Below are 25,295 nucleotides of genomic sequence, written 5' to 3'. Positions count from 1 at the left end.
CCTACTTGGCGCGATGCGTTCCCCCGCGGCTGGTGCGCCGCGCCGTGTACCGGCCGTCACGCGAGGTCACCTCGATCGGCTGGTGGTAGGCCCGGCTCACGTTTTCGGAGGTCAGCACGTCGTCGATAAGCCCCTGCGCGACGACCTCCCCCTCGTCGAGAAGCATGGCGTGCGTAAAGCCCGGCGGGATTTCCTCGACGTGGTGGGTAATCATCACGATCGCCGGCGCGTCGGGGTCCATCGCGAGATCGTCGAGATAGGCGACGAGGTCCTCACGCCCGCCCAGGTCCATCCCGGCGGCCGGCTCGTCCATGATCAGCAGCTCCGGGTTCGTCATGATCGCGCGCGCGATCAGCACCCGCTTGCGTTCGCCGTCGGATAGCGTGCCCCAGGTGCGGTCGATCAAATGCATCGCACCGACCTGCTCGAGCACCTCGAGCGCCTGGTCATAGTCCATCTCGTCGTACTCTTCGCGCCACCGGCCCAAAATCGCGTAGCCGGCGGAAACGACGAGGTCTCCGACCTTCTCCTCCGCCGGAACGCGCTGCGCCACCGCCGAGGATGTCACGCCGATCTGGGCGCGCAGGTCGCGCATGTCGGTGCGGCCGAGCTGCTCCCCGACCACAAACGCCGTACCCGCTGACGGGAATTCCTGGGCCGACGCCATGCGGATCAAGGTGGTCTTGCCCGCGCCGTTGGGCCCGATGACAACCCAGCGCTCGTCGAGCTCGACCTGCCAGTCGATGGGGCCTACTAACGTGGCCCCGCCGCGGGCGAACTCCACGCCCTGAAAGTCGATGAGCAGGTCGGGGTCGGTCTCCGGTTCATTTGCACGATCACTCACGCATTCCATTGTGGACTAAAAGGGCTCATCGCGTTATCAAGTGAATTGATCTTTTCTTGTGACCCGGCAGAGCGGTCGGGGTTTGGCGCTTTTGTCGGGTTTTTCTGTGGAGGGTTTCTCGTCGCTGGTTGACCGTGACATTTCAGGCGGTGAAACGTCACAGTCAACCCGCCGCGGACGGCAAAACCCCAGGTCGGGTCCGGCAAGATTGGCTCCACCGTGACATCCCAGGCGGCGAAATGTCACAGTCAACCCGCCGCGGACGGCAAAACCCCAGGTCGGGTCCGGCAAGATTGGCTCCACCGTGACATCCCAGCCGGTGAAATGTCACAGTCAACCCGCCGCGGACGGCAAAACCCCAGGTCGGGTCCGGCAAGATTGGCTCCACCGTGACATCCCAGCCGGTGAAATGTCACAGTCAACCCGCCGCGGACGGCAAAACCCCAGGTCGGGTCCGGCAAGATTGGCTCCACCGTGACATCCCACCCGGAGCCACACCCGCGGCAGACAGTGACAGGAGCAACCCCGGCCGCAGGCGGCGATGAGTACACCCTCAACCTCCTGCACCCCCGACCCCAAGCCCTGGACTCAAAACGAACGATCGCCCCTCCGGTGGCACCGCATCCTCGCCCGGCACGTCACCGTGGCAGTGGCTACTGTTGAAAAGTGAAAGCCATTGGCACACACGAAGTCTCGAGGTGGGTAAACCGCATGACCATGACCGGACGCTCTGGCCACACTGGCAGTATCACGTCTTTCGGCCGTTTTGGAATCGACGACGTTCGCCCCCAGGTCTCCGGGCGCACCCTGCCGTCGAAGGCGGTAGTCGGCGAGGTCGTCCCGGTCTCGGCGCTGGTGTGGCGTGAAGGGCACGACGCGGTTGCGGCCACGTTGGAGCTGACGTCGCCAAGCGGGGAGCAGTATTCCATCCTCATGCAGCAGGAGGTTTACCGCCCCGACTATGTCCACGCAGTGTTCGTTCCGGATGTGCAGGGTATCTGGCGCTTCCGCGTCGACGCATGGAGCGACCCCATGTCGACGTGGCGCAACGCCGTGTCGAAGAAGCTCGCCGCCGGGCAATCCGCCGCGGAGCTGTCCAACGACATTGCCCACGGCATCGACCTGTTCACCCGCGCCGCAGCCCAATCCCCGGACGGCGACCGGGAGGTTCTCGAGGCCGTAGCGACGACGCTTGCCGACGACACCCTCCCCCTGGCGACCCGCATTGAGGAGGGATTCAGCGCCGAGGTGCGCGAGATTCTCGACGAGTTCCCGCTGCGCGAGCAGGTCACCCGCGGGCCGATCTGCGATGTTCACGTCGAGCGCCGTGCTGCGCTGGTCAATTCCTGGTACGAGCTCTTCCCCCGCTCCACGGGCGGCGTCGACGCCGAGGGCAAACCCGTGCACGGCACGTGGGAAACCACCTCGGCTGCGCTCGATCGCGTGGCGGCGATGGGTTTTGACACCGTCTACTTTCCCCCGATCCACCCGATCGGTGAGGTCAACCGCAAAGGCCGCAACAACACTCTGACGCCTGAGGAAAGTGACGTGGGCTCGCCGTGGGCGGTCGGTTCCGCCGACGGCGGCCACGACGCGTTCCACCCGGAGCTCGGTGGCGAATCCGAGTTCCTGGCCATGATGGATCACGCCCGCGAGCTGGGCCTTGAGGTCGCCCTCGACTTTGCGCTGCAGGCCGCCCCCGACCACCCCTGGGCCAGCGAGCACCCCGAGTTTTTCACGGTGCTTGCCGATGGCACCATCGCCTACGCCGAGAACCCGCCGAAGAAATACCAGGACATCTACCCGATCAACTTCGACAACGACCCGCACGTGCTCTACGCGGAGATCTACCGCGTGATCATGTACTGGGTCGAGCTCGGTGTGACCACGTTCCGCGTGGACAACCCGCACACCAAGCCGGTCAACTTCTGGCACTGGCTCATCTCGGAAGTGCGCGAAACCCATCCCGAGGTCATCTTCCTCGCCGAGGCGTTCACCCGCCCGCCGCGCATGTTCGGCCTGTCCAAGGTCGGGTTCTCCCAGTCGTACACCCACTTCACGTGGAAGACCTCGAAGGCTGAGCTGGAAGACTTCGCGCAGATGCTTATCGACGTCGCCGACGTCTCGCGCCCCAACCTGTTCGTCAACACCCCCGACATCCTGCACGAGTCCCTGCAAACCGGTGGGCAGGCAGCCTTTGCCATCCGCGCCACGCTCGCGGCGACGCTGAGCCCGCTGTGGGGCGTCTACTCCGGCTACGAGCTCTACGAGCACGAGCCTGTCACGGCTGGCTCCGAGGAGTACCTCAACTCGGAGAAGTACGAGCTGCGCCCGCGCGATTTCGCGGCCGCGCTCGCCCGCGGCGAGTCGCTCGAACCCTACCTGACGCTGCTCAACCGCCTGCGCCGCGACAACCCGGCGCTGCAGCAGCTGCGACAGCTGCATTTCCACAAGGCCTACAACGAGCAGATCATGGCGTACTCCAAGGTCGACGCGATCAGCGGCAACGCGATTTTGGTCGTGGTCAACCTCGATCCTTTCGCCACCCAGGAGGGCATGGTCCACATCGACGCCGAGGCGTTCGGCCTCGCCCCCGGTGAGAGTTTCACCGTCGACGACCTGGTCAGCGGCGAGCGCTACACGTGGAGCACCGACAACTTCGTGCGGCTGACCCCGCAGGCCAACGTCGCCCACATTTTCCGGCTGCCGGTCGTGGAGGCGTCGAAACGCGAGCAGCTCGCGTTCCGCAGCATCTCGGACCACGACTACCGGCCGTAACCCGCTACCGAGGTCGAGATTCGGTAGCGTCGGATAACGGATAAACGATCACTTCCCACCACGCAAGGACGATTATGGCGAGCAACCTCCAGCTTCTGATCCCCGCCGCGGACCGCGCGCGCCTGCTTGAGTGCAAGCACCACGCCCCGCACGACTTTTACGGCTGGCACGCGACGTCGGAGGGCTCGGTCATCCGCACCCGCCAGCTCGGGGCGGAAAAGGTCGAGGTGCTCATCCACAACGAGCACCTCGAGATGGAGCCTATCGGCGACGACATCTGGGTCATCGGGCTTGACGACGACCACGCGCCCGACTACCGCCTGCGCATCCATTACCCGTTCGGCAACCAGGTGATCATCGCCGACGGCTACTACTTCCTGCCCACCCTGGGCTCGTTCGACCTCCACCTGATCAACGAGGGCCGCCACGAGCGCCTCTGGGAAGTCCTCGGCGCGAACCTGCGCACCTACCAAACCAGCCTCGGCGAGGTCCGCGGCACCTCCTTCGCCGTGTGGGCACCGAACGCGAAGGGCGTCGCCGTCGTCGGCGACTTCTGCGCCTGGAACCCCAACCAGTACCCGATGCGCAGCCTCGGCTCGACGGGCGTGTGGGAGATCTTCATCCCCGGCATCGAGGCCGGCGCGCAGTACAAGTTCGCTGTGCAGACCATCGACGGCGTGCGCGTGGACAAGGCCGACCCCATGGCCCGCCAGACGCTCGCCCCGCCGGAAACCGTCTCGGTCGTCGCCGCGGACAGCACCTACGAGTGGAAAGACGGCGACTGGATGCAGCGGCGCGTGGGCATCGACGCCACCAACGCGCCGATGAGCGTCTACGAGTGCCACATCGGCTCCTGGAAGCAGGGCGCGAACTACAACACCATGCGCGAAGAGCTGGTCCCCTACCTCGTCGAGAACGGCTTCACCCACGTCGAGTTCCTGCCCGTGGCGGAGCACCCCTTCGGTGGCTCCTGGGGCTACCAGGTCACCGGCTACTACGCCCCGACCGCGCGCTGGGGCACGCCTGATGAGTTCCGCGCGCTTGTCGACGAGCTCCACGCCAACAACATCGGCGTATTCGTCGACTGGGTGCCCGCGCACTTCCCCAAGGACGCCTGGGCGCTTGGTCGCTTCGACGGCACCGCCCTGTACGAGCACCCGGACTGGCGCCGCGGCGAGCAAAAAGACTGGGGCACCTACGTCTTCGACTTCGGCCGCAACGAGGTGCGCAACTTCCTCGTGGCCAACGCCCTGTACTGGTGCGAGGAGTTCCACCTCGACGGGCTGCGTGTCGACGCCGTCGCCTCCATGCTCTACCTCGACTACTCCCGCACCGACGGCGAGTGGCTGCCCAACAGCCAGGGTGGGCGCGAGAACTGGGACGCGGTGAAGTTCCTGCAGGAAACCAACGCCACCGTGCACCGCACCCACCCGGGCGTGGTCACCATCGCCGAGGAATCCACGGCGTGGCCGGGCGTGACGGCCCAGACCGCGGCCGACGGCCTCGGGTTCTCCCTGAAGTGGAACATGGGCTGGATGAACGACACCCTGGAGTATTTCTCCCTGGACCCCATCCACCGCTACTACCACCACAACGAGATCACGTTCTCGCTGGTCTACGCGTTCTCCGAGCGCTACGTGCTGCCGTTCTCCCACGACGAGGTCGTCCACGGCAAGGGCTCCTTGTGGACGCGCATGCCCGGCGACGATTGGAACAAGGCCGCGGGGCTGCGCGCCATGTTTGGCTACATGTACTCCCACCCCGGCAAGCAGCTGATGTTCATGGGCTGCAACTGGGGCCAGACCACGGAGTGGGATGAGGCCAACTCGATCAACTGGGACAACGTCAACGGCGAGTGGTCGCACGACTACCACCGCGGCATTGAGCGCCTGGTGCGCGACCTCAACCTCGTCTACCGCGACACCCCGGCGCTGTTCAGCCAGGACAATACGCCGCTGGGCTTTCAGTGGGTCAAGGGCGACGACCACGAGCACAACGTGCTGGCCTACATCCGCTGGGGCGTCGACGGCCAGCCCCTGCTCGCGGTGGTCAACCTCTCCGGCGCGTCACACTCAAACTACCGCCTCGGCCTGCCCGAGGCCGGCAACTGGGACCTGGTGATCAACACTGACGACGCAATCTACGGCGGCGCGGGCAACCCGCTGCTGGACACCGTGACAACGGAGGCGATCGAGTGGGACAACTTCGCCCAGTCGGTCACCCTGCACCTGCCCGCGATGAGCGTCCAGCTGTACAAGCTGGTCCGCTAGCTTAGAACAGCGCCGAGGCGAGCTTTGTGCGCGCTTCGATCACGCGCGGGTCGCTGGCCTCGAACAGGCCAAACAGCTCGAGCAGCCGCTCCTTCGCCTCCGGGTGCGCCTTGACCAGCGGCAGCAACCGCGCAAAGGCCTTCTTGGGCGCGCCCGCGGCCACCTCAGCATCGGCCGCCGCAAGCTGCTTATCGACGTCCCCCGCATCCGCGTCTGCCTCCGCCACTGGGTCGTTGCCCCGGGTCGCGAGCCGGCGCAGCACGCCAATCGTGGCGCGCGCCTGCTTGATGTCGGCGTTCTTCGGGTCGTCGGCAAGCAGCTCGTCGTAAAGCTTTGTTGCGGTGTCAAAGTCGTTGCGGTTGAGCGCCTCGGTGGCGGCGTCGAGGCGCGGGTCGTGCGCCGGCTGCTCGCCGGCCTCCTCGCCGAGGCCCTGGAGCTGGCTGCCCACGTTGGACACGAGCGCGTCGACCCACTGCCGCAGCTGCCCGTCGGGCTGGTTGCCCTCGAAGCTGGTCACCGGCCGGCCCGCCGCGATCGCGACGACCGTGGGCAGCACGCGCACCCCGAACATCTGCGCCACGGCAGGGGTCGCGTCGGCGTCAACGTAGGCGACGCGGAAGGCGCGCTGCCCGCGAGCGAGGTCCTCGAGCGCGGCCTTGAGCGACACCGAATCGGGCGAGCGCTGCGTGCCAACGTGAACGATCACCGGGACCTTCGCCGACGCGCGCAGCACGTCGTTCTCGATGTTCGCCTCGGTTGCGGTGATAACCGGCTCGAACGCCCCGCCTTCGCTGGCGGCGGGCTCGGCGGTCTGCTTCAGCGCGCTTAAGTCAACGGCGCCTGCCTGGTACTGCGGTCCGGTCATGAATTCTCCTCCAAGTGCTTGTTCAGCGATTGCATCTTCGTTTTCAGCATGTTGGTGTGGCCCGGGCGGATATCCGCCTTGATCACCAGGGACACGCGCGGGGTGACGGCCTCGACCGCCTGTGTCGCGCGTTTGATCACGTCCATGACCTCGTCCCACTCGCCCTCAATGGTGGTGAACATCGCCGTCGTTTCGTGCGGGAGCCCGGACTCGCGCACGACGCGCACGGCGCGGGCCACGGCCCCGGCCATCTCCGCGGAAGGGTTATCGGTGGTCGTCGGGGCGACCGAGAAAGCTGCGATCATGCCGCCCAGCTTAGCGACGTTCCCAGCAATGCCTATGCCAGTGCCGACGCTCGTCGGCCCCACGCCCCGTTTCCCGCGGCCACGCCACCACGTGCGCAACACCCGGCGGGATGTTCTGGTTGCAGCCCGGGCAGACGTAAAACTTGGTGGCGGCCTGCGACCCGATCTGGCGCACGCAGTAGATCTCTCCGTTGCTCCAGCGCGGGCCCTCGACGTGCTGCGTCCCGATGAACGTGGAGCCGTCCCGCGGCAAGACGTAAGCCGGGGTGGTGTTGTGGCGGCGGTTTCGCCGTGGCATGAGACTTCCCCTTCTTCCTAGAACAGGCGCAGCTCGGTGGACTCGATGCCGCGCAGCTCGTCGTAGTCCAGCACGAGACAGCGAAAGCCCCTGTCCTCAGCCAGCGTGCGCGCCTGGGGCTTGATTTCCTGGGCCGCGAACACCCCGCGCACCGGCGCGAGCAGCTCGTCGCGGTTGAGCAGTTCGACGTAGCGGGTGAGCTGCTCCACCCCGTCGATTCCGCCGCGGCGCTTGACCTCCACGGCCACGGTGTGCCCGTTGGGGTCGCGTGCGAGGATGTCCACCGGCCCAATCGCCGTGGGGAACTCGCGCCGGATCAGGCGGTAGTCCGCGCCGAGGGTGTCAATGTGCTCCGCCAGCAGCTCCTGGAGGTGCGACTCCACCCCGTCTTTGACCAGGCCTGGGTCCTCACCGAGCTCCACCGCCGTCTCGCTGAGCACCTCCTCGATGCTGATGCGCAGCTGCTCGCCCTTGCCGTTTTCCACGATCCAGAGCTGCTCGCCGGTATCTTCGCCGTCGATATCGATGACCGCCTCTTCCTTTAAGGTGCAGGGCGGGGTCATCCAGTTCAGTGGCTTGTAGGCGCGGTCGTCGGCGTGCACCGAGACGGAACCGTCCGCTTTGACCATGATGAGGCGCTTCGCGGACGGCAGATGGGCGTCGAGGCGGCCAACGTAGTCCACGGAACACTGAGCAATGACGAGGCGCATGGCCTCTACAGTACAAGCGCTGCTGCGCTCGATCGCGGTCAGGACCGGGAGGCGCGCCCGCCGCTCGGGCGCCCGGCGGGCATCTTCACCGCGCGGCGCATCTGGCGCACGTGAGGGGCGGATTCCAACCACGACACCAGCGCCATCCTCGCGCGGCGATCGCCCGCAAACTCAAAAGAGCCGTCCGGAGTGGAAAGGATCAGCACCTTGTCAATGTCGGGCATGATCTCTCGTTCCAGCTCGGACAGCTCTCGGAAACCGTCTACTTCGGTCATTCGCCGATCCAAAGCGACGTCGCTGCTAAAGGTTAGGGAGCGAAGCTTATAAAAGCGCAGACACTCGTCGTTGTAGCGATATACCCCGTGGCGCCAGCCGTGCACCCCGTCCGCGGGCAGGTTGCGCAGCAGGCCCTGGGAGCCGGTGTTGCGAAAGGAGACCAACCGCCACAGCGCCGCCAGCAGCACGATGAACCCCGCTGCCGCAATGACGCCGCCGATTAGCTCCATAAAACTACTCCTAGCTGTGAAAACAAGGCCACGAAAGCCACTTTTTGCCATTGTATCCGCAAACCCGTGTAAGCGGAATTGTCCGAAAGATCTAGGCCTTGAACATGAAAAAAGCAGCAACCCCCGAGTGAAACTGGAGTTGCTGCTTTTGTGCTTCGCGTGAAGTGAAGCGCGCGAGGAGTTAGCGGCCTGCGCGTCGCACGGCGGCAAGTTCTGCCTGGCCGCGCCACTTGCTCAGCTCGTCGTCGTCCTGGTTCGCGTTCAACTCTGCTTCCGAGGAGTCAACCTCGCTCGCGAGAGTCGCCCAGTCCGCCAAGACGGTGACCTTGTTGCCAACCACTGAGAGGAAGCCTCCCTGGACGGCAGCGACGATGCGCTCGCCGTCGACCGGGTTGATCGTGACAACGCCGTTGTCCTTAAGCTGACCGAGGATCGGTTCGTGGCCCGGCAGAATGCCGATCTCACCCTCGGTGGTCTGCGCGGTGACGATGCTGGCCTCACCGGTCCAGATCATGCGGTCAACCGAGACCAGTTGCACGGTGATGTCTGCCATGGCGGCCCTCCTACTTCTCCTGCAGCTTCTTGTACGCAGCCTCGACGTCGTCCAGACCACCCAGGTTCGAGAACGCCTGCTCCGGGTAGGCGTCGAACTCGCCCTCGGCGAGGCGATCGAACGCCTCGATGGTCTCCTCGAGCGGCACGTAGGAACCCTCGTCGCCGGTGAACTTCTTCGCGACGAAGAAGTTCTGGCCGAGGAAGCGCTGGATCTTACGTGCGCGCATGACGGTGAGCTTGTCCTCTTCGGAGAGCTCGTCCATACCGAGGATGGCGATGATGTCCTGCAGCTCCTTGTTCTTCTGCAGGATGCCGATCACCTTCTGGGCGACCGCGTAGTGGCGCTCGCCGACGATGCCCGGCTCTAGGATGCGCGACGTCGACGTCAGCGGGTCCACCGCGGGGTAAATACCCTTCGAGGCGATGGAACGCGACAGCTCGGTCGTTGCATCCAGGTGGGCGAAGGTGGTCGCCGGGGCCGGGTCGGTGTAGTCGTCGGCAGGCACGTAGACGGCCTGCAGAGAGGTAATCGAGCGGCCCTTGGTCGAGGTAATGCGCTCCTGGAGCACACCCATCTCATCAGCCAGGGTGGGCTGGTAGCCCACGGCGGAGGGCATGCGGCCCAGAAGGGTCGACACCTCGGAGCCAGCCTGGGTGAAGCGGAAGATGTTGTCGATGAACAGCAGCACGTCCTGGTTCTGCACATCGCGGAAATACTCCGCCATGGTCAGGCCGGACAGAGCCACGCGCATACGGACCCCGGGCGGCTCATCCATCTGGCCGAAGACAAGGGCGGTATCGGGAAGAACGCCCATGTCCTCCATCTCGAGGAAGAGGTCGGTGCCCTCACGGGTACGCTCACCGACGCCGGCGAAGACCGACGTACCGGAGAACTCGCGGGCGATACGGGTAATCATCTCCTGGATGAGAACCGTCTTGCCCACGCCGGCGCCGCCGAAGAGGCCGATCTTGCCGCCCTTGACGTACGGGGTGAGAAGGTCGATGACCTTGATGCCGGTCTCGAGGATCTCGGTCTTGCCCTCAAGGTCCTTGAAGGCGGGCGGGTCGCGGTGGATGCCCCAGCGCTCGCCGTCGACGCCCACGGACGGGTCGTCGAGGCACTCGCCGAGGGCGTTGAACACGTGGCCCTTGACCTGGTCTCCCACGGGCACGGAGATCGGGTTGCCGGAGTCCTTCACCTGAGCGCCGCGGACGAGGCCGTCCGTCGGTGCCATGGCGATGGCGCGCACGAGGTTGTCGCCTAGGAACTGAGCGACCTCGAGGGTCAGGGTGCGGGACAGCTCGCCGAGTTCGATCTCGGTGTGCAGTGCGTTGTACAGCTCGGGCAGCTCGCCGCGCGGGAACTCCACGTCGACGACCGCGCCGATGACGCGAACGATGCGGCCGTTCTCAGAACCCGCCGGGTTCGGAGTGCTAGCGGCCTCGCGGGCTACAGCCTGGTTCTCGGCCTCGCCCGTCGGCTCATCGCGTCCGTCTTGGGACAGAGCAGTTGTCATGATTTAGTCACTTTCTCCACTATCGGCCAGCGCACCCGCGCCGCCGATAATCTCGGTGATTTCCTGGGTGATTTGTGCCTGACGGGCTTGGTTAGCCTCACGGGACAGGTTGTTAGCCAGTTCCGTCGCGTTGTCGGTTGCGTTCTTCATCGCCGTGCGGCGAGAAGCCGACTCCGAAGCGGACGCCTCCAAGAACATAGAGTAGAGCGTCCGCGACACGTATGCCGGAAGCAGCTTGTCCATCAACGTGTCCGGGTCCGGCTCGAACTCCATGTCGGGCCCGACTTCGCCGGAGCTCGACAGCATGCCGTCCTGCTCGTAATTGAATTCCTCAAGCACGGGCTCGATCGGCAACAGCTGGTGCACGCGGGCCTCCTGGCTAAGCATGGAGACGAACTCGGTGTAGACGACGTGGACCTGGTCGAAACCAGGCACGCGCTCGCCTTCCGCCGCGTTGACGCCCTCGCGCCACTCGACCGTGCCTTCGGAACCGGCGAGGAACCCGTCAATGAGGTGGCTCCGCACGTCGTGCGTTGCCTCCCACGACGGCTTCTGGGACCAACCGGTCCACGCGCCACCGATCTTCTGGTCACGGAACTTGTAGTGCGTCACGCCCTTGCCGCCGGCGACGAAGCGAACAACCTCATAGCCGGCTTCTTCTAGCATGCGCTCAAGCTCGGTTGCCTTCTTCAGCACGTTGTGGTTGTAACCGCCAGCCATACCGCGGTCGGAGGTGACCACGAGGATCGCCGCGACTCGACCGTTCTCACGCTCGTGGAGCATGGGGTGGTCGAGGGAGCTCGCGGCTGCGAGGCGCTCCATGACCTGTAGCAGCTCGTCGGCGTACGGCTTTGCCGCTTCGACTCGCTGCTGGGCCTTGGTGATCTGCGACGTCGCGATCAGTTCCTGGGCCTTGGTGATCTTCTTCGTTGAGTTGACGGACCGGATGCGGTCACGCAATTCGCGAAGTGTTGCCATGGTGTGTACTCCTCCCTTCCTGTAAGTAGAAGTGATCCAAGTGGTTGACTACTTGGAGCGGTTGACGTTGAGCTGGTGCTTCTTAACCTCACCGGCTTCAAGCGGCTCCGCCTCCGGCTCGCGCACAATGCGCTCGCCCTCGGAGGTCTGGAAGCCACGGGCGAAGTCCTCATTGACGCGCAGGAGGGTCTCCTTCGAGGTGTCGTCGAGGGCTGCACCCCCGGCGATCTGCTCGTAGACCTCGGGTGCGGTAGCGCGGATGTGCTCGTGGAGCTCAGCCTCGTAGCGGCGAACGTCTGCGACGGGAACGACGTCGAAGACGCCCTCGTTGGCGAGCCAGATCGAGATGATCTGGAACTCCACGGACTGCGGCGCGTTCTCCTGCTGCTTGAGCAGCTCGACGAGGCGCTGGCCGCGCTCAAGCTGACGCTTGGAGGCGGAGTCCAGGTCGGAGGCGAATGCGGCGAAGGCCTCAAGGTCGCGGTATGCGGCGAGGTCAAGACGCAGGGAGCCGGCGACCTTCTTCATGCCCTTGGTCTGCGCGGCGCCACCGACGCGGGACACGGAGATACCGACGTCGATAGCGGGGCGGACACCCTGGTTGAACAGGTCGGACTGCAGGAAGACCTGGCCGTCGGTGATCGAGATGACGTTGGTCGGAATGAACGCGGACACGTCGTTCGCCTTCGTCTCAATGATCGGCAGGGCGGTCAGGGAACCGGCACCGAGCTCGTCGTTAAGCTTCGCGGCGCGCTCCAACAGGCGGGAGTGCAGGTAGAACACGTCACCCGGGTAAGCCTCGCGGCCCGGCGGGCGGCGCAGCAGCAGCGAAATCGCGCGGTAGGCCTCGGCCTGCTTGGTCAGGTCATCGTAAATGACCAGGACGTGCTTGCCCTGGTACATCCAGTGCTGACCCAGGGCAGCGGCGGAGAACGGTGCCAGCCACTTGAAGCCGGCGGAATCGGACGCCGGTGCGGCGACGATCGTGGTGTACTCCAGCGCGCCGTGCTCCTCAAGGGTGCGGCGCACGCCGGCAATGGTCGAACCCTTCTGGCCGATTGCGACGTAGATGCAGCGCACCTGCTTTGACGGGTCACCGGTCTCCCAGAAAGCTTTCTGGTTCAAGATGGTGTCGATGCAGACCGCGGTCTTGCCGGTCTTGCGGTCGCCAATGATCAGCTGGCGCTGTCCGCGGCCGATCGGGGTCATCGCGTCGATGGCCTTCATGCCGGTAGCCATCGGCTCCTCGACCGGCTGGCGGTCGAGAACGCCCGCGGCCTGGAGCTCAAGTGCGCGCTCCTCGGAGGCCTCGATCGGGCCAAGGCCGTCGATCGGCTGGCCCAGTGGGTTGATTACGCGGCCAAGGAAATCTTCCCCGACCGGGATGGACAGGACCTCTCCGGTCCTCTTGACTTCGTCGCCTTCGGTAAGCGTCTCAAAGTTACCCAAGACCACGACACCAATGGAGTCGGTCTCAAGGTTCTGCGCAACACCGATGACTCCGCCTGGGAACTCGAGCAGCTCATTCGTCATGCAGCCCGGCAGCCCAGAAACCTGGGCAATACCGTCTGCCGCCGAAGTAACTACGCCGACCTCCTCACGGGAGGCCTCCGCAGAGTAGCTCGAGGTGTAGTTCGCTATCGCGCTACGGATCTCATCGGAGGAGATCGTCAGCTCCGCCATGTTCTTCCTGCTCTCGGTAGATTGTTCCAGCATTGTATTTTCTAGTAAGCCGTCGTGGCGGCGAGGTCTGCCCGCATGCGCGCGATCTTGCCACGCGTGGAGCCGTCAATAACCTCGTCGCCGACTCGGATCACCATTCCGCCGAGGAGGCTGGGATCCACCTCAGAGTGGATGGCGATCTCACGGCCGTAAATCTGCTCAAGCTTGCCAGCGAGCGTCTCGCGCTGGGAGTCAGAAAGCTCCTCAGCGGAGGTGACCCGAGCCGCCGTCTTGCCGCGCAGTTGCGCCACCTGGGTGGCCACGCCTGCGAGATCGTCAATCGGGTTGCTCTCGGGCCGCCCGATGACCTGCAAGGCCAGGGCTTCGGTGAACATAGTCACCTTGCCGTAAATCACGCTAGCCAGCAGCCCGCGCTTCTTGTCCGCGGTTGCGGTGCGGTCAGACAGCAACTGGGCCAGCTGCTTTTCGTCCTCCAAGAGCACGGACAGTCCAAACAGCTCGTTTTCGACCTGTTCAAGCTGGCCCTGCTCCTCGGCCCCCATCAGCAGCGCCCGGCGCCCAAGGTTGATCAGCCCTTCGCGCAGTTCGCGCGGGGTGGACCATTCGCTCTTGGCCGCTTCGCTGAGCACCTTCTTCGTCGGCTCGGCAACCTTGCTGCCGAGTACGGCGTTCATGATGCCTTCGCGCTGGGATGCGTCGAGGGACTGATCCGCAACAGCGACACGCAGCGCGCGCTCGCGGTCAAGCTGGTCTACGACGAGAAACAGCTCTGTTCCGATCTGAGCGGCGGCGGCGACGGAATCGTCGGAGTTGCGGATCAGCTCTTCCAGCTGACCCTGTACCTGCTCTTGTGCTTCGCGACTAGCTGCCTTCATCTCGCCTACTTCCTCGTGGAAACGTTGTCGAGCTGGGCCAGGAAGTCGTCGATCGTGGAGGAACGGCGGGTCGACTCGGACAGCTCAGTGCCCAGCAACCGCTCGGCAAGAGTGATGGAGTTCTGGCCCATTTCGTTCCGCAGCTCGGAGATGACCTGCTCACGGGAAGCTTGCAGCTGCTTCTCCCCCGCCTCAACAATGCGGCGGGATTCGGCTTCGGCGTTGACGCGAGCCTCCGCCTCAATCTCCTTGCCCTTTGCGCGGGCAGCTTCGCGGATTTCAGCGGCCTCGGCGCGTGCCTCGGCGAGCTCTGCGTTGTTCTTCTCCAGGGCAGCCTTGGCTTCAGCCTGGGCGACCTGAGCACGCTCGATGCCGCCCTTGATTCGATCTTCGCGCTCCGCCAGCACTTCCTGGAACTTCGGAAGAACGAACTTCCAGAAGAGTAAGAAGACAACGACGAAGACGACCAACGACCAAACCACGTCGTACATGGGAGGCAGAAGGATGGACGGCTCGGTCTCGAGCGGAAGAGCACCTTCTGCAGCCACGTTATAAATGGTGACGTTTGTCATAGGTTGCTCCTGATCTAAAAGGTGTACGGGATGTGAATTCGCGTTCTTTTAGAACAGGAAGCCGGCAACGAGGCCGATGAGGGCGAGAGCCTCGACGAAGGCGATACCCAGGAACATGGTGGTACGCAGCTGGCCGGCCATCTCGGGCTGGCGAGCCATGCCTTCGACGGTCTTGCCGACGAGCATGCCGATGCCGATGCCCGGGCCGATGGTGGCGATACCGTAGCCGATGGACTGAAGGCCGTCGAAGGTGGTGGTGGTCTCGTTCATGTGAAAGTCGTTCCCTTTCTTGGTGCCTGCACGCCGGGTTTTCTCAAGCGGTGTGCGAGCGAGTGACAATGGAGTGGGGTTATTCAGTTTGGCCTGTAGGTTCGCGCTTTGCTAGTGCGAATCAGCGTGCAGCGACAGCTCGATGTACACCGCGGTCAAAAGAGCAAAGATGTACGCCTGCAGGAAGATGATAATCAACTCGTACAGGGTGAACAGCAAAGCTGCGATAAGCGTCAGGCCACTCACGGCCGTCCATGCGTTCAGCTGCCAGAAGAAGAAGTTGGTAGCCGAGTACAGAAGGACGAGAATTATGTGGCCTGCCAGGAAGTTCGCCATAAGGCGAAGTGCCAGTGTGACCGGACGCAGAACGAACGTCGAGAAGAACTCGATTGGCACCACCAAGAGGTGGAGCGCAGGAGGCAGGTTCGGAATCACGAGCGAGTGCTTGAAGTACTTCGCGCCGTAGCGCTGCACGCCTGCGTAGATCATCGCGATGTAGGCCACAGCCGCCAGGACGATCGGCATGCCGATACGTGCGTTAGGCGAGATGTTGAGCCCCGGGATGATCGTTGCCGCGTTCATGAACAAGATCGTGAAAAAGATGGTTGCCAGCACCGGAAGGAACCGCTTGCCATCCTTCTTCCCCAGCGTGTCTTCAGCGATGTTGATGCGGACGAAGTCCACACCCATCTCTGCGACGTTCTGCAAGCCTTTAGGAACCAGCTGAGGCTTCCTGAAAGCAATAACAAAGAGAAGCACCAGGATTGCCGCCACTACAAGGCGGACGATCATGATGCGATCCAGTGCGAACCAACCATTAGCGAAGTCTTCGCCAATGATGTGGCCGTACGTTTGCCCCGGGAAAAATTCTGGACCAAGTGAGGGCGCGTGGAATGACCCCTTAAAGCCCTCGGCCAAAGTTGTAACGCTCAGCGTTCTCTCCCGTTCTCGGGCCGCATAACGGTTGAAATGCGGTGCGATGGACGTCTTCAAGAAGACTGTCTCCGCGGCGGACTCCGTCGCACATCAGCGACCGCGGGACAGGGGGAGCCTTGAAGTGAAATCCCCGCCAACACACAGGTGCGCACGCGGATACCTCAAGTAAACCCAGCGGTTAGCCTAACAGGTCAACAACTTTTTGGCCGTCAACGGGGGGTGTGGGTTCTCGAGCGGAGATACACGTGTGCCCAGCACCCGAGCGCGTGGCCCGTTTACCCAGCGTAGCGCGCCTTGTAATTTGCATCACAGGGGGTGGGTTAAGCGCTAGATCACACTAGCCGACGTAGCTGACCCGGGTGGTGATGACACCCCACGCCTCGGCGGCCAGGACGATCACGAGCGCGGCGATCGTCGTCACGCCAAATGCGAGGTGGTTGTAGAAGGTCAGCTCGCGGATGAATAGCAGCACGAGGATAAGCACAACCATCTTGAGCAGCCAGCCGCCGAGCACCACGGCCATTGTGTTGGTCGGCGAGGTCCCGGAGGTCGCGAGAACAGACAGTGCGGTCAGCAGGACGAACCCGCCTCCCACGGCCGCGCCCATCAGCACGCCCCAGATCCCCTGCAGCCCGTAGACCCCACCCCACGCCATCAGCGACAGCACGGTCAGCGCGACGAGCGCCCACGCGCCAAGGCGCAGGGCCCGGGTTAGCGGGCGGCGGGGGTCGTCGATATCGCTCACGTCCTCAACGTTGAGCGGCTGGGAGGCGGAGTGCTCAGAATTGGTGCTCACGGGCGTTTAGCCTACCGCCCGGCTGGGCCAATCCTGCAACCCGCCCGCGCGCGGTGTGGTTAGGGTGGGAGACAGAACATACTCGTTATAGGAGGACATATGACTAACAAAGCAGCTAACCATTCCACCGTCGCGATCATTGGCGCACACGGCAAGGTTGCACGCCTTGCCATCCCGCAGCTCGTGAAGCGCGGTTTTAAGGTTGCCGGGATTATCCGCAACCCGGAGCACTCCGCGGATATCGAGCAGGCCGGGGCGCAGCCGGTCGTCTTCGACGTCGAGGGCCAGAGCGCGGACGCGATGGCGGAGTTGATGCGCAGCTCGGGCGTCGACACGCTCGTGTGGGCCGCTGGCGCTGGTGGCGGCAACCCGCAGCGGACCTGGGCGGTCGACCGCGACGCGGCGATTCGCGCTATCGATGCCGCGCGCGAGGCGGGTGTCGGCCATATCGTGATGGTCTCCTACTTCGGCGCGGGCGAGGACCACGGCGTGCCCGAGGACCACAGCTTCTACCCCTACGCCCAGGCGAAGACCGAAGCCGATGCCCACCTAGCCGCATCCGGGGTGAGCTATACCCTCCTGCGACCGAGCAAGCTTATCGACGCCCCCGCCACCGCACAGATCGACGCCGACGCGTCCGAGGGGTCCGAGGTGAGCCGCGCCAACGTCGCTCACGCGATTGCGGCCGCCGTCGCCAACCCGCCAGCAGGGTCGCGAACGGTGGAGTTCAACGACGGCTCCACCCCGGTCGATGAGGTTTTTAGCGCGTCACGCTAGCCGCGCTGCGGCGCCCCCGCATCAACGGCACCGCGGTCAGCGCGGCGGCGCCGACGACGGCCACAACCGTCATCGCCAGCGCGATCCCGGCTGGCGCGATGGAAAAGCTAACGGCGCCAAACGCGACCGCGCTGACCCAGGCGTACAGCACGAGCACGGTGCGCCTGTGCGTGTGGCCGAGCGCTAAAAGCCGATGGTGGATGTGGCCGGCGTCGGCAGTCGTGGGGCTTTGCCCCTTGGCCACGCGGCGGATCACCGCCCAGACCAGGTCGATGACGGGAAGCGCCACCGCGGCCAGCACCACCATCACGGGGCTGATCAGCGCGATGAAGTCGGCGGCGCCGTAGAGCGAGAGGTTGATCTTACCCGACGCGGAAATAGAGGCCGCCGCCAGCAGCAATCCGATGAGCATGGCGCCGGAATCCCCCATGAAGATGCGCGCGGGCTCGAAGTTGTGCGGTAGGAACCCCGCGCAGATCCCGACGAGGCCGGCGCAGATGATCGCCGGCGGGTAGGCCGACACGGCGCCGCCCTGGTCGTGCAGGATGGTCAGCGAGTACAGCAGGATCGCGCCGCCGGCGATCATGCCCAGGCCCGCGGCAAGGCCGTCGATGCCGTCGACAAAGTTCACGGCGTTGACCAGCACGACGGTAAACAGCGAGGCCACCATCATCCCCTGGACCTGGTCAAGGATGAAGGTGGTGCCGGAGCCGAAGGGGACGAAAAAGACCGTAAACGTCAGCCCCAGAAAGCTCATCAGCACCGCCGCGAAGCACTGCCCAAGGAACTTGGTTGCCGCGCCGAGCTCGTAAAGGTCGTCGACAAGCCCGACGACGACGATGGCGAACGCGCCGGCGAGCACCGCCGTCATCTCGGGCGTGACGGGCGCGAAGCCGCGGGTCAGCGCGGGGAGCTGCTGGGCGAGGAACACCGCGGAGACGAACCCGGTGAACATTGCTAGCCCACCGAGCGACGGCGTGGGCTGCGTGTGCACGTCACGGGTGCGGATCTCGGCGATTCGGCCCGTGCGCACGAGAACGGAGCGCACGACTCCCGTCGCAAGGTACGTTATTGCCGCGGCGACGAGCAGGACTAGACCCAGCTCGCGTAGCGGCACTCCGGCGCCGCCCACTTATGTCCTCCGGAGGCTCTCCGGGTCAAGGTTTAAGACTTCACCGATGCGCTCGGCGCTGATCGCTCCGTTGCGCAGGATCACCGGGCTGGGCCCTGAGATGTCGATAATTGTCGATGGCTCCCCCACCGTCGCTCGCCCGCCGTCGAGGTAGACGGGCACGGCGTTGCCGAACTGCTGCCGCGCGGCAGACGTGGTCACGGGCGGCACGTTGCCGGTGAGATTGGCCGAGGACACGCCCATCGGCCCGACCTCGCGCAAAAGCTCGATCGCCAACGGCTGGTTCGGCATGCGCAGAAGGACGGTGCCTCGGGTATCGCCGAGGTTCCAAGGCAGCGACGGGGCCTCGGGCACGACGATGGACAGCCCGCCCGGCCAGAACGCCTCCACCAGCGTTTGCGCGGTGTCGGTGAACTCGCGCACCAGCCCCTGAATCGTGGACCAGGAGCCAACAAGGACGGGCACCGGCATATCGGGCCCGCGGCGCTTCGTGGCCAGCAGTTTGGCCACCGCGTCGTTGTTGAAGGCGTCGCAGCCGATGCCGTAGACCGTGTCCGTCGGCATGACCACGCACTGGCCCGCGCGGATGGCGTCTACCGCCGCCTTGATCCCGTCGGTACGCCCCGCCGGGGTGAGGCAGTCGTAGGTCTGGCTTGCCATAGTGCTCCTTCGTAAATGGTCGCGTTTAACGCTTCACTTTACTCGCGGTGACAAACCTAGCCCGCCCGGTGAGGTCGTCGAGGGGCTCGACATCGCTAAATGCTCCGCTAGCTGCGAGGACATCTTGGACGAGCTGCGAGGTCGTGTCGTCGTGTTCGATGCCAAGCGCCCCGCCTGGGGCGAGGAGGCGCGCCGCAACCGGCACGAGCCCGCGGATCGCGTCCATCCCGTCGGCTCCGGAAAACACCGCCTCGTAGGGGTCGTGGTGGACCTCGGCGCCGACATCTGGGCCGTGCGGCACATACGGCGGGTTCGAGACCACCAGGTCAACCCTGCCCTCAAGCTCGGACAGCAGCGCGGGGTCGGTCATGTCCCCCGCCACGACGTCTACGTTGACGCCGAGCCGCTCAGCGTTCGCGCGCGCGTATCGACGCGCCGTCGCCGACGCCTCGACTGCAGTCACGCGGGCGTCGTCACGCGCGTGCGCGATGTAGATAGCGAGCGCGCCGGAGCCGGTGCCGAGGTCAACAACGACAGGCGCGCTCGCCCCGGTCAGACGGCGCACCGCCCAGTCCGCGAGGATTTCGGTTTCCGGGCGCGGGATGAACACCCCGGGCCCGACCGCGAGCTCGAGCGGGCCGAACGGGGCGCGGCCAGTGATGTGCTGCAGCGGCTCGCGCGCGGCCCGCCGCCTAATTGCCTCGGCGAATCTCACCTGAAAATTGGGCGCCGGCTCGGTGGAGTTCACGGCGAGCGGGGCGACGTCGAGAAGCCATGCGGCGAGCAGGCGCGCGTCGACCTCGGGCGTGTCCACCCCCGCGGCGCGCAGCATGTGCGCACCTCGGGCAACGAGCTCGCGCGTCTTACTCTGCCTCAAGGCGCTCCTGGCGCTCGTGCTTCTGCAGCGCGGCGATGAGCTCGTCCATGTTGCCGTCGAGCACGGAGTCGAGGTTGTTGGCCTTGTAGTTGATGCGGTGATCCGAGATGCGGTTCTCCGGCCAGTTGTAAGTGCGGATGCGCTCGGAGCGGTCCATCGTGCGCACCTGGCTGGCGCGCCCTTCGGCCGCCTCCGCGTCCGCCTTCTCGCGCTCGAGCTGGTCGAGACGGGCCTGCAGGACCTGCATCGCACGGGCGCGGTTCTGAATCTGCGAGCGCTCGTTCTGGCAGGTCACCACGATATTCGTCGGTAGGTGCGTGATGCGCACGGCCGAGTCGGTGGTGTTGACACCCTGGCCGCCCTTGCCGGAGGAACGGTAGACGTCGACACGCAAATCCTTCTCGTCGATGTCGACAGAGGCCACTTCCTCCGCCTCGGGGAAGACGTAGACGCCGGCAGCCGAGGTCTGGATGCGGCCCTGGGACTCGGTCACTGGGATGCGCTGCACGCGGTGCACGCCGCCCTCGAACTTCAGCTTCGACCACGCGCCATCACGCGACGGCGTCTTGGACTTGACGGCCACGGTCATGTCCTTGGCGCCACCCAGGTCCGACTCGGCGAGGTCCAGGACCTCCCAGCTCAGGCCGTGCTTCTCGCAGTACTTCTGGTACATGCGGGCCAGATCACCGGCGAACAGGGCGGCCTCTTCGCCGCCCGCGCCGGCCTTGATCTCCATGATGATGTCGTCACCGTCGTGCTCATCGCGCGGCGCGAGAAGGTCAGCGAGCTCCTCCTCGAGGCGCGCGATGTCGCCCTCAAGGCGCTCCGCCTCCTCGGCGAACTCCTTGTCCTCGCTCGCCATCTCGCTGGCGGCCTCGAAGTTCTCCCGCGCCTCGCTCAGCTCGTTGTAAACGTTGATGATCGGCTGCAGCTCCGCGTAGCGCTTCGACAGCTTGCGGAACTGCTCCTGGTCGCCCGCGACATCCGGGTCGCCCATCTGGGCTTGGATGCCCTCGTACTCGGAGACATAATCGTCGACAATGGAAACTTCGCCCGCCATCAGAGGTATTCCTCCTCGTTCTGGTCAGCCGCCATCGGCGCCGACTGCGCGACACCCATGAGGAACTCGCCGTTGGACTTCGTCTTCTTCAGCTGCTTGATCAGCATGTCGATGGACTGCTGCGGGTCGAGCGCGGAGAGGATGCGGCGCAGCTTGTGCATGATGCGCGCCTCCTCCGGTGCCAGCAGGAGCTCGTCCTTGCGGGTGCCGGAAGGGTTGACGTCCACAGCCGGGAAGACGCGGCGCTCTGCGATCTTGCGATCGAGCTTGAGCTCGGCATTGCCCGTGCCCTTGAACTCCTCAAAGATCACGGTGTCACCGGCGGAACCCGTCTCCACCATCGCCGTGGCGATGATCGTCAGCGAGCCGCCCTCCTCGATATTGCGCGCGGCACCCAGGAAACGCTTCGGCGGGTACAGCGCATTGGAGTCGACACCACCGGACAGGATGCGGCCCGACGCCGGCGAGGAGTTGTTGTACGCGCGGCCGAGGCGGGTGATCGAGTCGAGCAGGACGACGACGTCTTGGCCCATCTCCACCAGGCGCTTGGCGCGCTCGATGGCCAGCTCAGCGACGGCGGTGTGCTCTGACGGCGGGCGGTCGAACGTCGAGGAAATGACCTCGCCCTTAACCGAGCGCTGCATGTCGGTGACTTCCTCGGGGCGCTCGTCGACAAGCACGACCATGAGGTAGCACTCCGGGTTGTTCGTGGCAATCGCGTTCGCGATGTTCTGCATGATCGTCGTCTTGCCGGCCTTCGGCGGGGAGACGATCAGCGCGCGCTGGCCCTTACCCAGCGGCATGACCAGGTCGATCACGCGCGTGGTCAGGATGTTCGGCTCCGTCTCTAAACGCAGGCGCTGGTTCGGGTACAGCGGGGTGAGCTTGTGGAACTCCTTGCGCTGCTTCGCGTTCTCCGGGCTCATGGCGTTGACGGAATCGACGCGCACAAGCTGGTTGTAGCGCTGGCGGTTGCGTCCGTTGCCGTGGGAGTGGCTCTGGCCGTTGGCACGGACCTGGCCAATCACCGCGTCACCGGAGCGCAGGCCGTTCTGGCGCACCAGCTTGTTGTGGATGAACACGTCCGCCTGGCTGGCGCGGTAACCGGTGGTGCGAACAAAGGCGGTGTTATTGTCCACTACGTCGACGATGCCGGCAACTTCCTGCAGGTCCTCAGGGTTGAAGTCCTGGTTGTTGTTGCGGTTGTTATCCCGGTTGTCCCTGTTGTCGTCGCGGCCGTTGCGGTTGCGGTTGCGACGGTTGCGGCGACCGCGGCGGTTGCCGTCGTCGTTGGACTGGTTGTCCCGGTTGCGGTCGTCGTTGCCGTGGTTGCGGTTGTTGTTGCGGCTATCGCGGCTGTCGCGGTTGTCGCCGCGATCATCCCGGTTGTCGCGGTTGTCCCCGTCGTGGTTGCGGTGGTTGTCGCGGTTATCGTCCTGCGCGTTGTTGCCGTCTTCGTTGTCGTGGGAGCCCTCGTTCGACCCCTCGCCACCGCTGTTACGGGCGCGGTTGCGACGTGCCCGGCGCGCCGCAGATCGCGACTCGTAGCGCTGCTCGTCCTGCGAGGAGTTGTCCTGCGAGGAGTTGTCCTGGCCGCGGCGCTCGTCCTCGGAACCGGAGTTGTCGGCGTTGTTAGCGCCCGAGTTGTCAGCGCCTGCGTTATCGGCCTCGGCTGCACCGCCGGCCCGTCGGGTCGCGCGGCGGCGGGGGGCGGCAGCCTCGGCCGGCTCCTCCGGCGCCGCCGCTGAAGCCCGCTTCGGCACCTCACCGGTGGTGATAGCCTGGATCAGGTCGCCCTTGCGCAAAGCGGAAATGCCCTTCAGACCCTTCTCTGCGGCCAGCTTGCGCAGCTCAGGGAGCTTCATTGTCGCCAGGTCTTGGTGGTCATTGCCTTGCGTAGCGCCGTGTGCAGCATTGCCCGTGTCGGTCACGAATGTCCTTTCGTCGCTTCGTGCACGGCAGCAGCGCCCGTAGAAGAGCCACCGTGCCGGGCCTGCGCACAATCTGCGCGGGCTGTGAAGCTTTCGTGTGCAGTTTGATCTGTGCTTATCTCACGCGGGCTGCGCGTTTTCTCTAAAAAGGTGTAGCCCGTGTTTGCCCCTACGTCGGCTTTGATAGCGCGAAACGGTGTACTCGCACGAATGAAGAAGGCGAAGTGTACGTGGGGAAGACCGTGTACCCGTCAATTAAGTGAAACGAGTGTGCCCGCAGATGCCGCGGCGATCTTGACGCTGATTGTAACCCATCGGCGCGACACGAGAGGGATTCAGCCCCTCTTTCGGCCGCGCTAGAGTAGTGATCATGCTTTCCACCATGCAGGAGGTGCCGTTTTCCGTCGCCCGGATTCTCACCTACGGGCAGACGATTCACTCAACCACCCGCGTTACCACGTGGCGTTCCGGGGAGGCAGAGGAATCCTCGTTCGCGGCGATCGGCGCCCGCGCCGCGGCTTTCGCGCACGCGCTTCACGACGACCTCGGGATCACAGGCGACGAACGCGTGGCCACGTTGCTGTACAACTGCGCTGAGCACCTTGAGGTGATGTTCGCGGTGGCGTCGAAAGGCGCCGTGTTCACCCCGGTGAATATCCAGCTTGTTGAGGACCAAATCGCGTACGTGATCAACCACTCCGAGGCCCAGGTCATCGTCGCCGACCCGCGCCTTGCGGACAAGCTCGGCCGCGTGCTCGAGCTATGCCCGCTCGTGACCGCGGTGTGCTTCACCGGTACCGAGTTCCCCGCCTCGCTCGCCGCGGCACTGCCCGAGGGCATCGACGTGCACAACTACGAGTCGCTTCTCGACGGCCGCTCTACCGTCTACGACTGGCCCGAGTTGCCAGAAAACACCGCCGCAGCGCTGGTCTACTCCACCGCGACGACGGGCGCTCCCAAGGGCGTGGCCTATTCCCACCGCTCCATCTGGCTGGAGGCAATGGGGCTGCGCGCCACCGATTCGATGGCGATCACCCACGGCGAGACGTTTTTGTGCGGCATCCCCATCTACCACGTGATGAGCTGGGGCGTTCCGTTTGCCGCCTTCCTCGTGGGCACCCCGCTGGTGCTGCCCGATTCGGACGTCTCTGCCCCAACGCTCGCGGCTCTGATCGCTGCGACGCACCCGCGCGTCGCGCACGGCGTGCCCACCCTGTGGATCCAACTGATCATCCACTACTCCTCAAACCCACCGGAGCGCATGAGCCTGACCGAGATCTTCGTGGGCGGCTCCCCCGCGCCGCCGGCGCTGATCAAGGTGTGGGAGGAGCGCTACGGCGTCGACGTCATCCACGTCTGGGGTATGACGGAGACCTCCACGGTGGGCACGGTGGCGCGCCCGCCGTCGGGCGTGTCCGGTGAGGCCCGCTACGCCTTCCGCGTCTCCCAGGGCCGCTTCGCCCCGTGGCTGGAATACCGGGTGGTTAACGACGGCAAGGTGATGTCGTCGACGGACCGCTCCCAAGGTGAGATCCAGGTGCGCGGCAACATGGTCGCGGCCTCCTACTACCGCTCCCCCACCCAGGACGCCGGGGAGATCGCCGGCGAGTTCCGCGGCGAACAGGTCACCGACGCCCGCGAGGCGTTTACCGCCGACGGGTGGCTGCGCACCGGCGACGTGGGCACGGTGACCAGCGACGGCTTTATGACGCTCTACGACCGCGCCCGCGACGTCATCCGCTCCGGTGGCGAGTGGATTTATTCGGCGCAAGTGGAAAACCTGATCATGGAGGCCGACGAGGTCATCGAGTGCGCCGTGATTGGCTACCCGGACCCGCAGTGGGGCGAGCGGCCCCTGGCGATCACGGTGCTCGTTTCCGACGCCGCGCCCACCGCCGAGACCGCGGCGCGGCTGCGCAAGCAGCTGTCGAAGCTCTTACCGAGGTGGATGGCCCCGGAATACTGGACGTTCGTGTCCTCCATTGACAAGACGTCGGTGGGCAAGTTTGACAAGAAGGACCTGCGCAAGCACTTGGCGAACGACCGCTTCGACATCATCGCGCTGCCCGGGCCGGGAAACCGAAACCCTCACGCCTAAAC

24 protein-coding genes are annotated in these 25,295 nt (G+C 65.0%); 4 read left to right on the top strand and 20 right to left on the bottom strand.

The annotated features are described in order from the left end of the window. Position 1: 1 nt before the first annotated feature. Entirely contained in the window at positions 2-853 is an 852-nt protein-coding gene (locus tag RIU96_RS07270) for an ABC transporter ATP-binding protein (protein ID WP_311204818.1), read from the bottom strand. Between the two features lie 702 nt (positions 854-1,555). Here RIU96_RS07270 and RIU96_RS07265 point away from each other — a divergent pair. Both RIU96_RS07265 and glgB read left to right on the top strand, forming a co-directional pair. Further along, positions 1,556-3,622, top strand: a complete 2,067-nt coding sequence (locus tag RIU96_RS07265) for a maltotransferase domain-containing protein (protein WP_311204817.1) — start codon at positions 1,556-1,558, stop codon at positions 3,620-3,622. Positions 3,623-3,696: 74 nt separating this feature from the next. Further along, complete coding sequence (glgB, locus tag RIU96_RS07260; protein ID WP_311204816.1) at positions 3,697-5,892, top strand: 1,4-alpha-glucan branching protein GlgB; 2,196 nt, start codon at positions 3,697-3,699, stop codon at positions 5,890-5,892. 1 nt (position 5,893) lies between these two features. Here glgB and RIU96_RS07255 read toward each other — a convergent pair whose 3' ends face one another. The 14 genes from RIU96_RS07255 to RIU96_RS07190 all read right to left on the bottom strand — a co-directional run bounded on the left by RIU96_RS07255 (position 5,894) and on the right by RIU96_RS07190 (position 16,758). Next, positions 5,894-6,757 (bottom strand): tetratricopeptide repeat protein, encoded by an 864-nt coding sequence (locus RIU96_RS07255; RefSeq protein ID WP_144318410.1) that lies wholly within the window; start codon positions 6,755-6,757, stop codon positions 5,894-5,896. Next, complete coding sequence (locus RIU96_RS07250) at positions 6,754-7,062, bottom strand: thiamine-binding protein (RefSeq protein WP_144318411.1); 309 nt, start codon at positions 7,060-7,062, stop codon at positions 6,754-6,756. The genes RIU96_RS07255 and RIU96_RS07250 overlap by 4 nt, the downstream gene beginning before the upstream one ends. Positions 7,063-7,072: 10 nt before the next feature. Further along, positions 7,073-7,360: an Rv1322 family protein gene (locus RIU96_RS07245; RefSeq protein ID WP_144318412.1), complete on the bottom strand. Its 288-nt coding sequence runs from the start codon at positions 7,358-7,360 to the stop codon at positions 7,073-7,075. Between the two features lie 17 nt (positions 7,361-7,377). After that, positions 7,378-8,070, bottom strand: coding sequence for an endonuclease NucS (gene nucS, locus RIU96_RS07240; protein WP_144318413.1), 693 nt, complete (start codon positions 8,068-8,070; stop codon positions 7,378-7,380). 38 nt (positions 8,071-8,108) lie between these two features. Then, positions 8,109-8,576, bottom strand: a complete 468-nt coding sequence (locus RIU96_RS07235) for a DUF2550 domain-containing protein (RefSeq protein WP_170228673.1) — start codon at positions 8,574-8,576, stop codon at positions 8,109-8,111. Positions 8,577-8,757: 181 nt separating this feature from the next. Further along, positions 8,758-9,129 (bottom strand): F0F1 ATP synthase subunit epsilon, encoded by a 372-nt coding sequence (locus RIU96_RS07230; RefSeq protein WP_144318415.1) that lies wholly within the window; start codon positions 9,127-9,129, stop codon positions 8,758-8,760. Between the two features lie 10 nt (positions 9,130-9,139). Further along, positions 9,140-10,648, bottom strand: a complete 1,509-nt coding sequence (atpD, locus tag RIU96_RS07225; protein ID WP_220184675.1) for a F0F1 ATP synthase subunit beta — start codon at positions 10,646-10,648, stop codon at positions 9,140-9,142. Between the two features lie 3 nt (positions 10,649-10,651). Then, positions 10,652-11,626: a F0F1 ATP synthase subunit gamma gene (locus RIU96_RS07220; RefSeq protein ID WP_144318416.1), complete on the bottom strand. Its 975-nt coding sequence runs from the start codon at positions 11,624-11,626 to the stop codon at positions 10,652-10,654. 48 nt (positions 11,627-11,674) lie between these two features. After that, on the bottom strand, positions 11,675-13,342 hold the full coding sequence (gene atpA / locus RIU96_RS07215) for a F0F1 ATP synthase subunit alpha (RefSeq protein WP_144742123.1): 1,668 nt from the start codon (positions 13,340-13,342) through the stop codon (positions 11,675-11,677). An 8-nt stretch (positions 13,343-13,350) separates the two neighbouring features. After that, positions 13,351-14,184, bottom strand: a complete 834-nt coding sequence (locus RIU96_RS07210; protein ID WP_144318418.1) for a F0F1 ATP synthase subunit delta — start codon at positions 14,182-14,184, stop codon at positions 13,351-13,353. Between the two features lie 5 nt (positions 14,185-14,189). After that, on the bottom strand, positions 14,190-14,756 hold the full coding sequence (locus RIU96_RS07205) for a F0F1 ATP synthase subunit B (protein WP_144318419.1): 567 nt from the start codon (positions 14,754-14,756) through the stop codon (positions 14,190-14,192). Between the two features lie 48 nt (positions 14,757-14,804). Continuing rightward, positions 14,805-15,026 carry an ATP synthase F0 subunit C gene (locus RIU96_RS07200; RefSeq protein WP_006840802.1) on the bottom strand — a complete coding sequence of 74 codons (222 nt, stop codon included), beginning with the start codon at positions 15,024-15,026 and terminating at the stop codon, positions 14,805-14,807. 111 nt (positions 15,027-15,137) lie between these two features. Further along, the gene (gene atpB, locus RIU96_RS07195; RefSeq protein ID WP_144318655.1) at positions 15,138-15,944 is read right to left on the bottom strand and encodes a F0F1 ATP synthase subunit A; all 807 of its coding nucleotides are present in this window, start codon (positions 15,942-15,944) and stop codon (positions 15,138-15,140) included. 355 nt (positions 15,945-16,299) lie between these two features. Then, positions 16,300-16,758, bottom strand: a complete 459-nt coding sequence (locus RIU96_RS07190; protein ID WP_144318420.1) for a Cg1360 family ATP-synthase-associated protein — start codon at positions 16,756-16,758, stop codon at positions 16,300-16,302. 99 nt (positions 16,759-16,857) lie between these two features. Between RIU96_RS07190 and RIU96_RS07185 the strand changes: the two genes are divergently transcribed. Beyond that, positions 16,858-17,535: an NAD(P)H-binding protein gene (locus tag RIU96_RS07185; RefSeq protein WP_144318421.1), complete on the top strand. Its 678-nt coding sequence runs from the start codon at positions 16,858-16,860 to the stop codon at positions 17,533-17,535. On the opposite strand, the gene RIU96_RS07180 is transcribed toward RIU96_RS07185, so the two are convergent. The 5 genes from RIU96_RS07180 to rho are packed head-to-tail and all read right to left on the bottom strand — an operon-like array spanning position 17,519 to position 23,129. Then, a complete protein-coding gene (locus RIU96_RS07180) occupies positions 17,519-18,667 on the bottom strand; it encodes an MraY family glycosyltransferase (RefSeq protein ID WP_259790446.1) in 1,149 nt (382 codons plus the stop codon). The two genes, RIU96_RS07185 and RIU96_RS07180, sit on opposite strands and share 17 nt — an antisense overlap. Continuing rightward, positions 18,668-19,327 carry an L-threonylcarbamoyladenylate synthase gene (locus RIU96_RS07175; protein WP_144318423.1) on the bottom strand — a complete coding sequence of 220 codons (660 nt, stop codon included), beginning with the start codon at positions 19,325-19,327 and terminating at the stop codon, positions 18,668-18,670. Positions 19,328-19,352: 25 nt separating this feature from the next. Then, positions 19,353-20,204 carry a peptide chain release factor N(5)-glutamine methyltransferase gene (prmC, locus tag RIU96_RS07170; protein WP_144318424.1) on the bottom strand — a complete coding sequence of 284 codons (852 nt, stop codon included), beginning with the start codon at positions 20,202-20,204 and terminating at the stop codon, positions 19,353-19,355. Continuing rightward, positions 20,191-21,264, bottom strand: a complete 1,074-nt coding sequence (gene prfA, locus RIU96_RS07165; RefSeq protein WP_136652582.1) for a peptide chain release factor 1 — start codon at positions 21,262-21,264, stop codon at positions 20,191-20,193. The genes prmC and prfA overlap by 14 nt, the downstream gene beginning before the upstream one ends. After that, on the bottom strand, positions 21,264-23,129 hold the full coding sequence (gene rho, locus RIU96_RS07160) for a transcription termination factor Rho (RefSeq protein WP_375543334.1): 1,866 nt from the start codon (positions 23,127-23,129) through the stop codon (positions 21,264-21,266). The genes prfA and rho overlap by 1 nt, the downstream gene beginning before the upstream one ends. Before the next feature lie 436 nt (positions 23,130-23,565). Here rho and RIU96_RS07155 point away from each other — a divergent pair, with 436 nt between their 5' ends. Beyond that, positions 23,566-25,293 carry a long-chain fatty-acid--CoA ligase gene (locus RIU96_RS07155; RefSeq protein ID WP_136652584.1) on the top strand — a complete coding sequence of 576 codons (1,728 nt, stop codon included), beginning with the start codon at positions 23,566-23,568 and terminating at the stop codon, positions 25,291-25,293. The last annotated feature ends 2 nt before the right edge of the window (positions 25,294-25,295 follow it).

Origin of the sequence: Corynebacterium sp. Z-1 (genome assembly GCF_031844665.1) — a bacterium.
Lineage (GTDB): Bacteria > Actinomycetota > Actinomycetes > Mycobacteriales > Mycobacteriaceae > Corynebacterium > Corynebacterium sanguinis.
This window is presented reverse-complemented; position numbering and strand designations above follow the sequence as displayed.

Excerpts from the sequence above, each read along its gene's own strand:
- RIU96_RS07270 (WP_311204818.1), bottom strand. The coding sequence starts at position 853 with ATGGAATGCGTGAGTGATCGTGCAAATGAACCGGAGACCGACCCCGAC.
- RIU96_RS07265 (WP_311204817.1), top strand. The coding sequence starts at position 1,556 with ATGACCATGACCGGACGCTCTGGCCACACTGGCAGTATCACGTCTTTC.
- glgB (WP_311204816.1), top strand. The coding sequence starts at position 3,697 with ATGGCGAGCAACCTCCAGCTTCTGATCCCCGCCGCGGACCGCGCGCGC.
- RIU96_RS07255 (WP_144318410.1), bottom strand. The coding sequence starts at position 6,757 with ATGACCGGACCGCAGTACCAGGCAGGCGCCGTTGACTTAAGCGCGCTG.
- RIU96_RS07250 (WP_144318411.1), bottom strand. The coding sequence starts at position 7,062 with ATGATCGCAGCTTTCTCGGTCGCCCCGACGACCACCGATAACCCTTCC.
- RIU96_RS07245 (WP_144318412.1), bottom strand. The coding sequence starts at position 7,360 with ATGCCACGGCGAAACCGCCGCCACAACACCACCCCGGCTTACGTCTTG.
- nucS (WP_144318413.1), bottom strand. The coding sequence starts at position 8,070 with ATGCGCCTCGTCATTGCTCAGTGTTCCGTGGACTACGTTGGCCGCCTC.
- RIU96_RS07235 (WP_170228673.1), bottom strand. The coding sequence starts at position 8,576 with ATGGAGCTAATCGGCGGCGTCATTGCGGCAGCGGGGTTCATCGTGCTG.
- RIU96_RS07230 (WP_144318415.1), bottom strand. The coding sequence starts at position 9,129 with ATGGCAGACATCACCGTGCAACTGGTCTCGGTTGACCGCATGATCTGG.
- atpD (WP_220184675.1), bottom strand. The coding sequence starts at position 10,648 with ATGACAACTGCTCTGTCCCAAGACGGACGCGATGAGCCGACGGGCGAG.
- RIU96_RS07220 (WP_144318416.1), bottom strand. The coding sequence starts at position 11,626 with ATGGCAACACTTCGCGAATTGCGTGACCGCATCCGGTCCGTCAACTCA.
- atpA (WP_144742123.1), bottom strand. The coding sequence starts at position 13,342 with ATGCTGGAACAATCTACCGAGAGCAGGAAGAACATGGCGGAGCTGACG.
- RIU96_RS07210 (WP_144318418.1), bottom strand. The coding sequence starts at position 14,184 with ATGAAGGCAGCTAGTCGCGAAGCACAAGAGCAGGTACAGGGTCAGCTG.
- RIU96_RS07205 (WP_144318419.1), bottom strand. The coding sequence starts at position 14,756 with ATGACAAACGTCACCATTTATAACGTGGCTGCAGAAGGTGCTCTTCCG.
- RIU96_RS07200 (WP_006840802.1), bottom strand. The coding sequence starts at position 15,026 with ATGAACGAGACCACCACCACCTTCGACGGCCTTCAGTCCATCGGCTAC.
- RIU96_RS07185 (WP_144318421.1), top strand. The coding sequence starts at position 16,858 with ATGACTAACAAAGCAGCTAACCATTCCACCGTCGCGATCATTGGCGCA.
- RIU96_RS07175 (WP_144318423.1), bottom strand. The coding sequence starts at position 19,327 with ATGGCAAGCCAGACCTACGACTGCCTCACCCCGGCGGGGCGTACCGAC.
- prfA (WP_136652582.1), bottom strand. The coding sequence starts at position 21,264 with ATGGCGGGCGAAGTTTCCATTGTCGACGATTATGTCTCCGAGTACGAG.
- rho (WP_375543334.1), bottom strand. The coding sequence starts at position 23,129 with ATGAAGCTCCCTGAGCTGCGCAAGCTGGCCGCAGAGAAGGGTCTGAAG.
- RIU96_RS07155 (WP_136652584.1), top strand. The coding sequence starts at position 23,566 with ATGCTTTCCACCATGCAGGAGGTGCCGTTTTCCGTCGCCCGGATTCTC.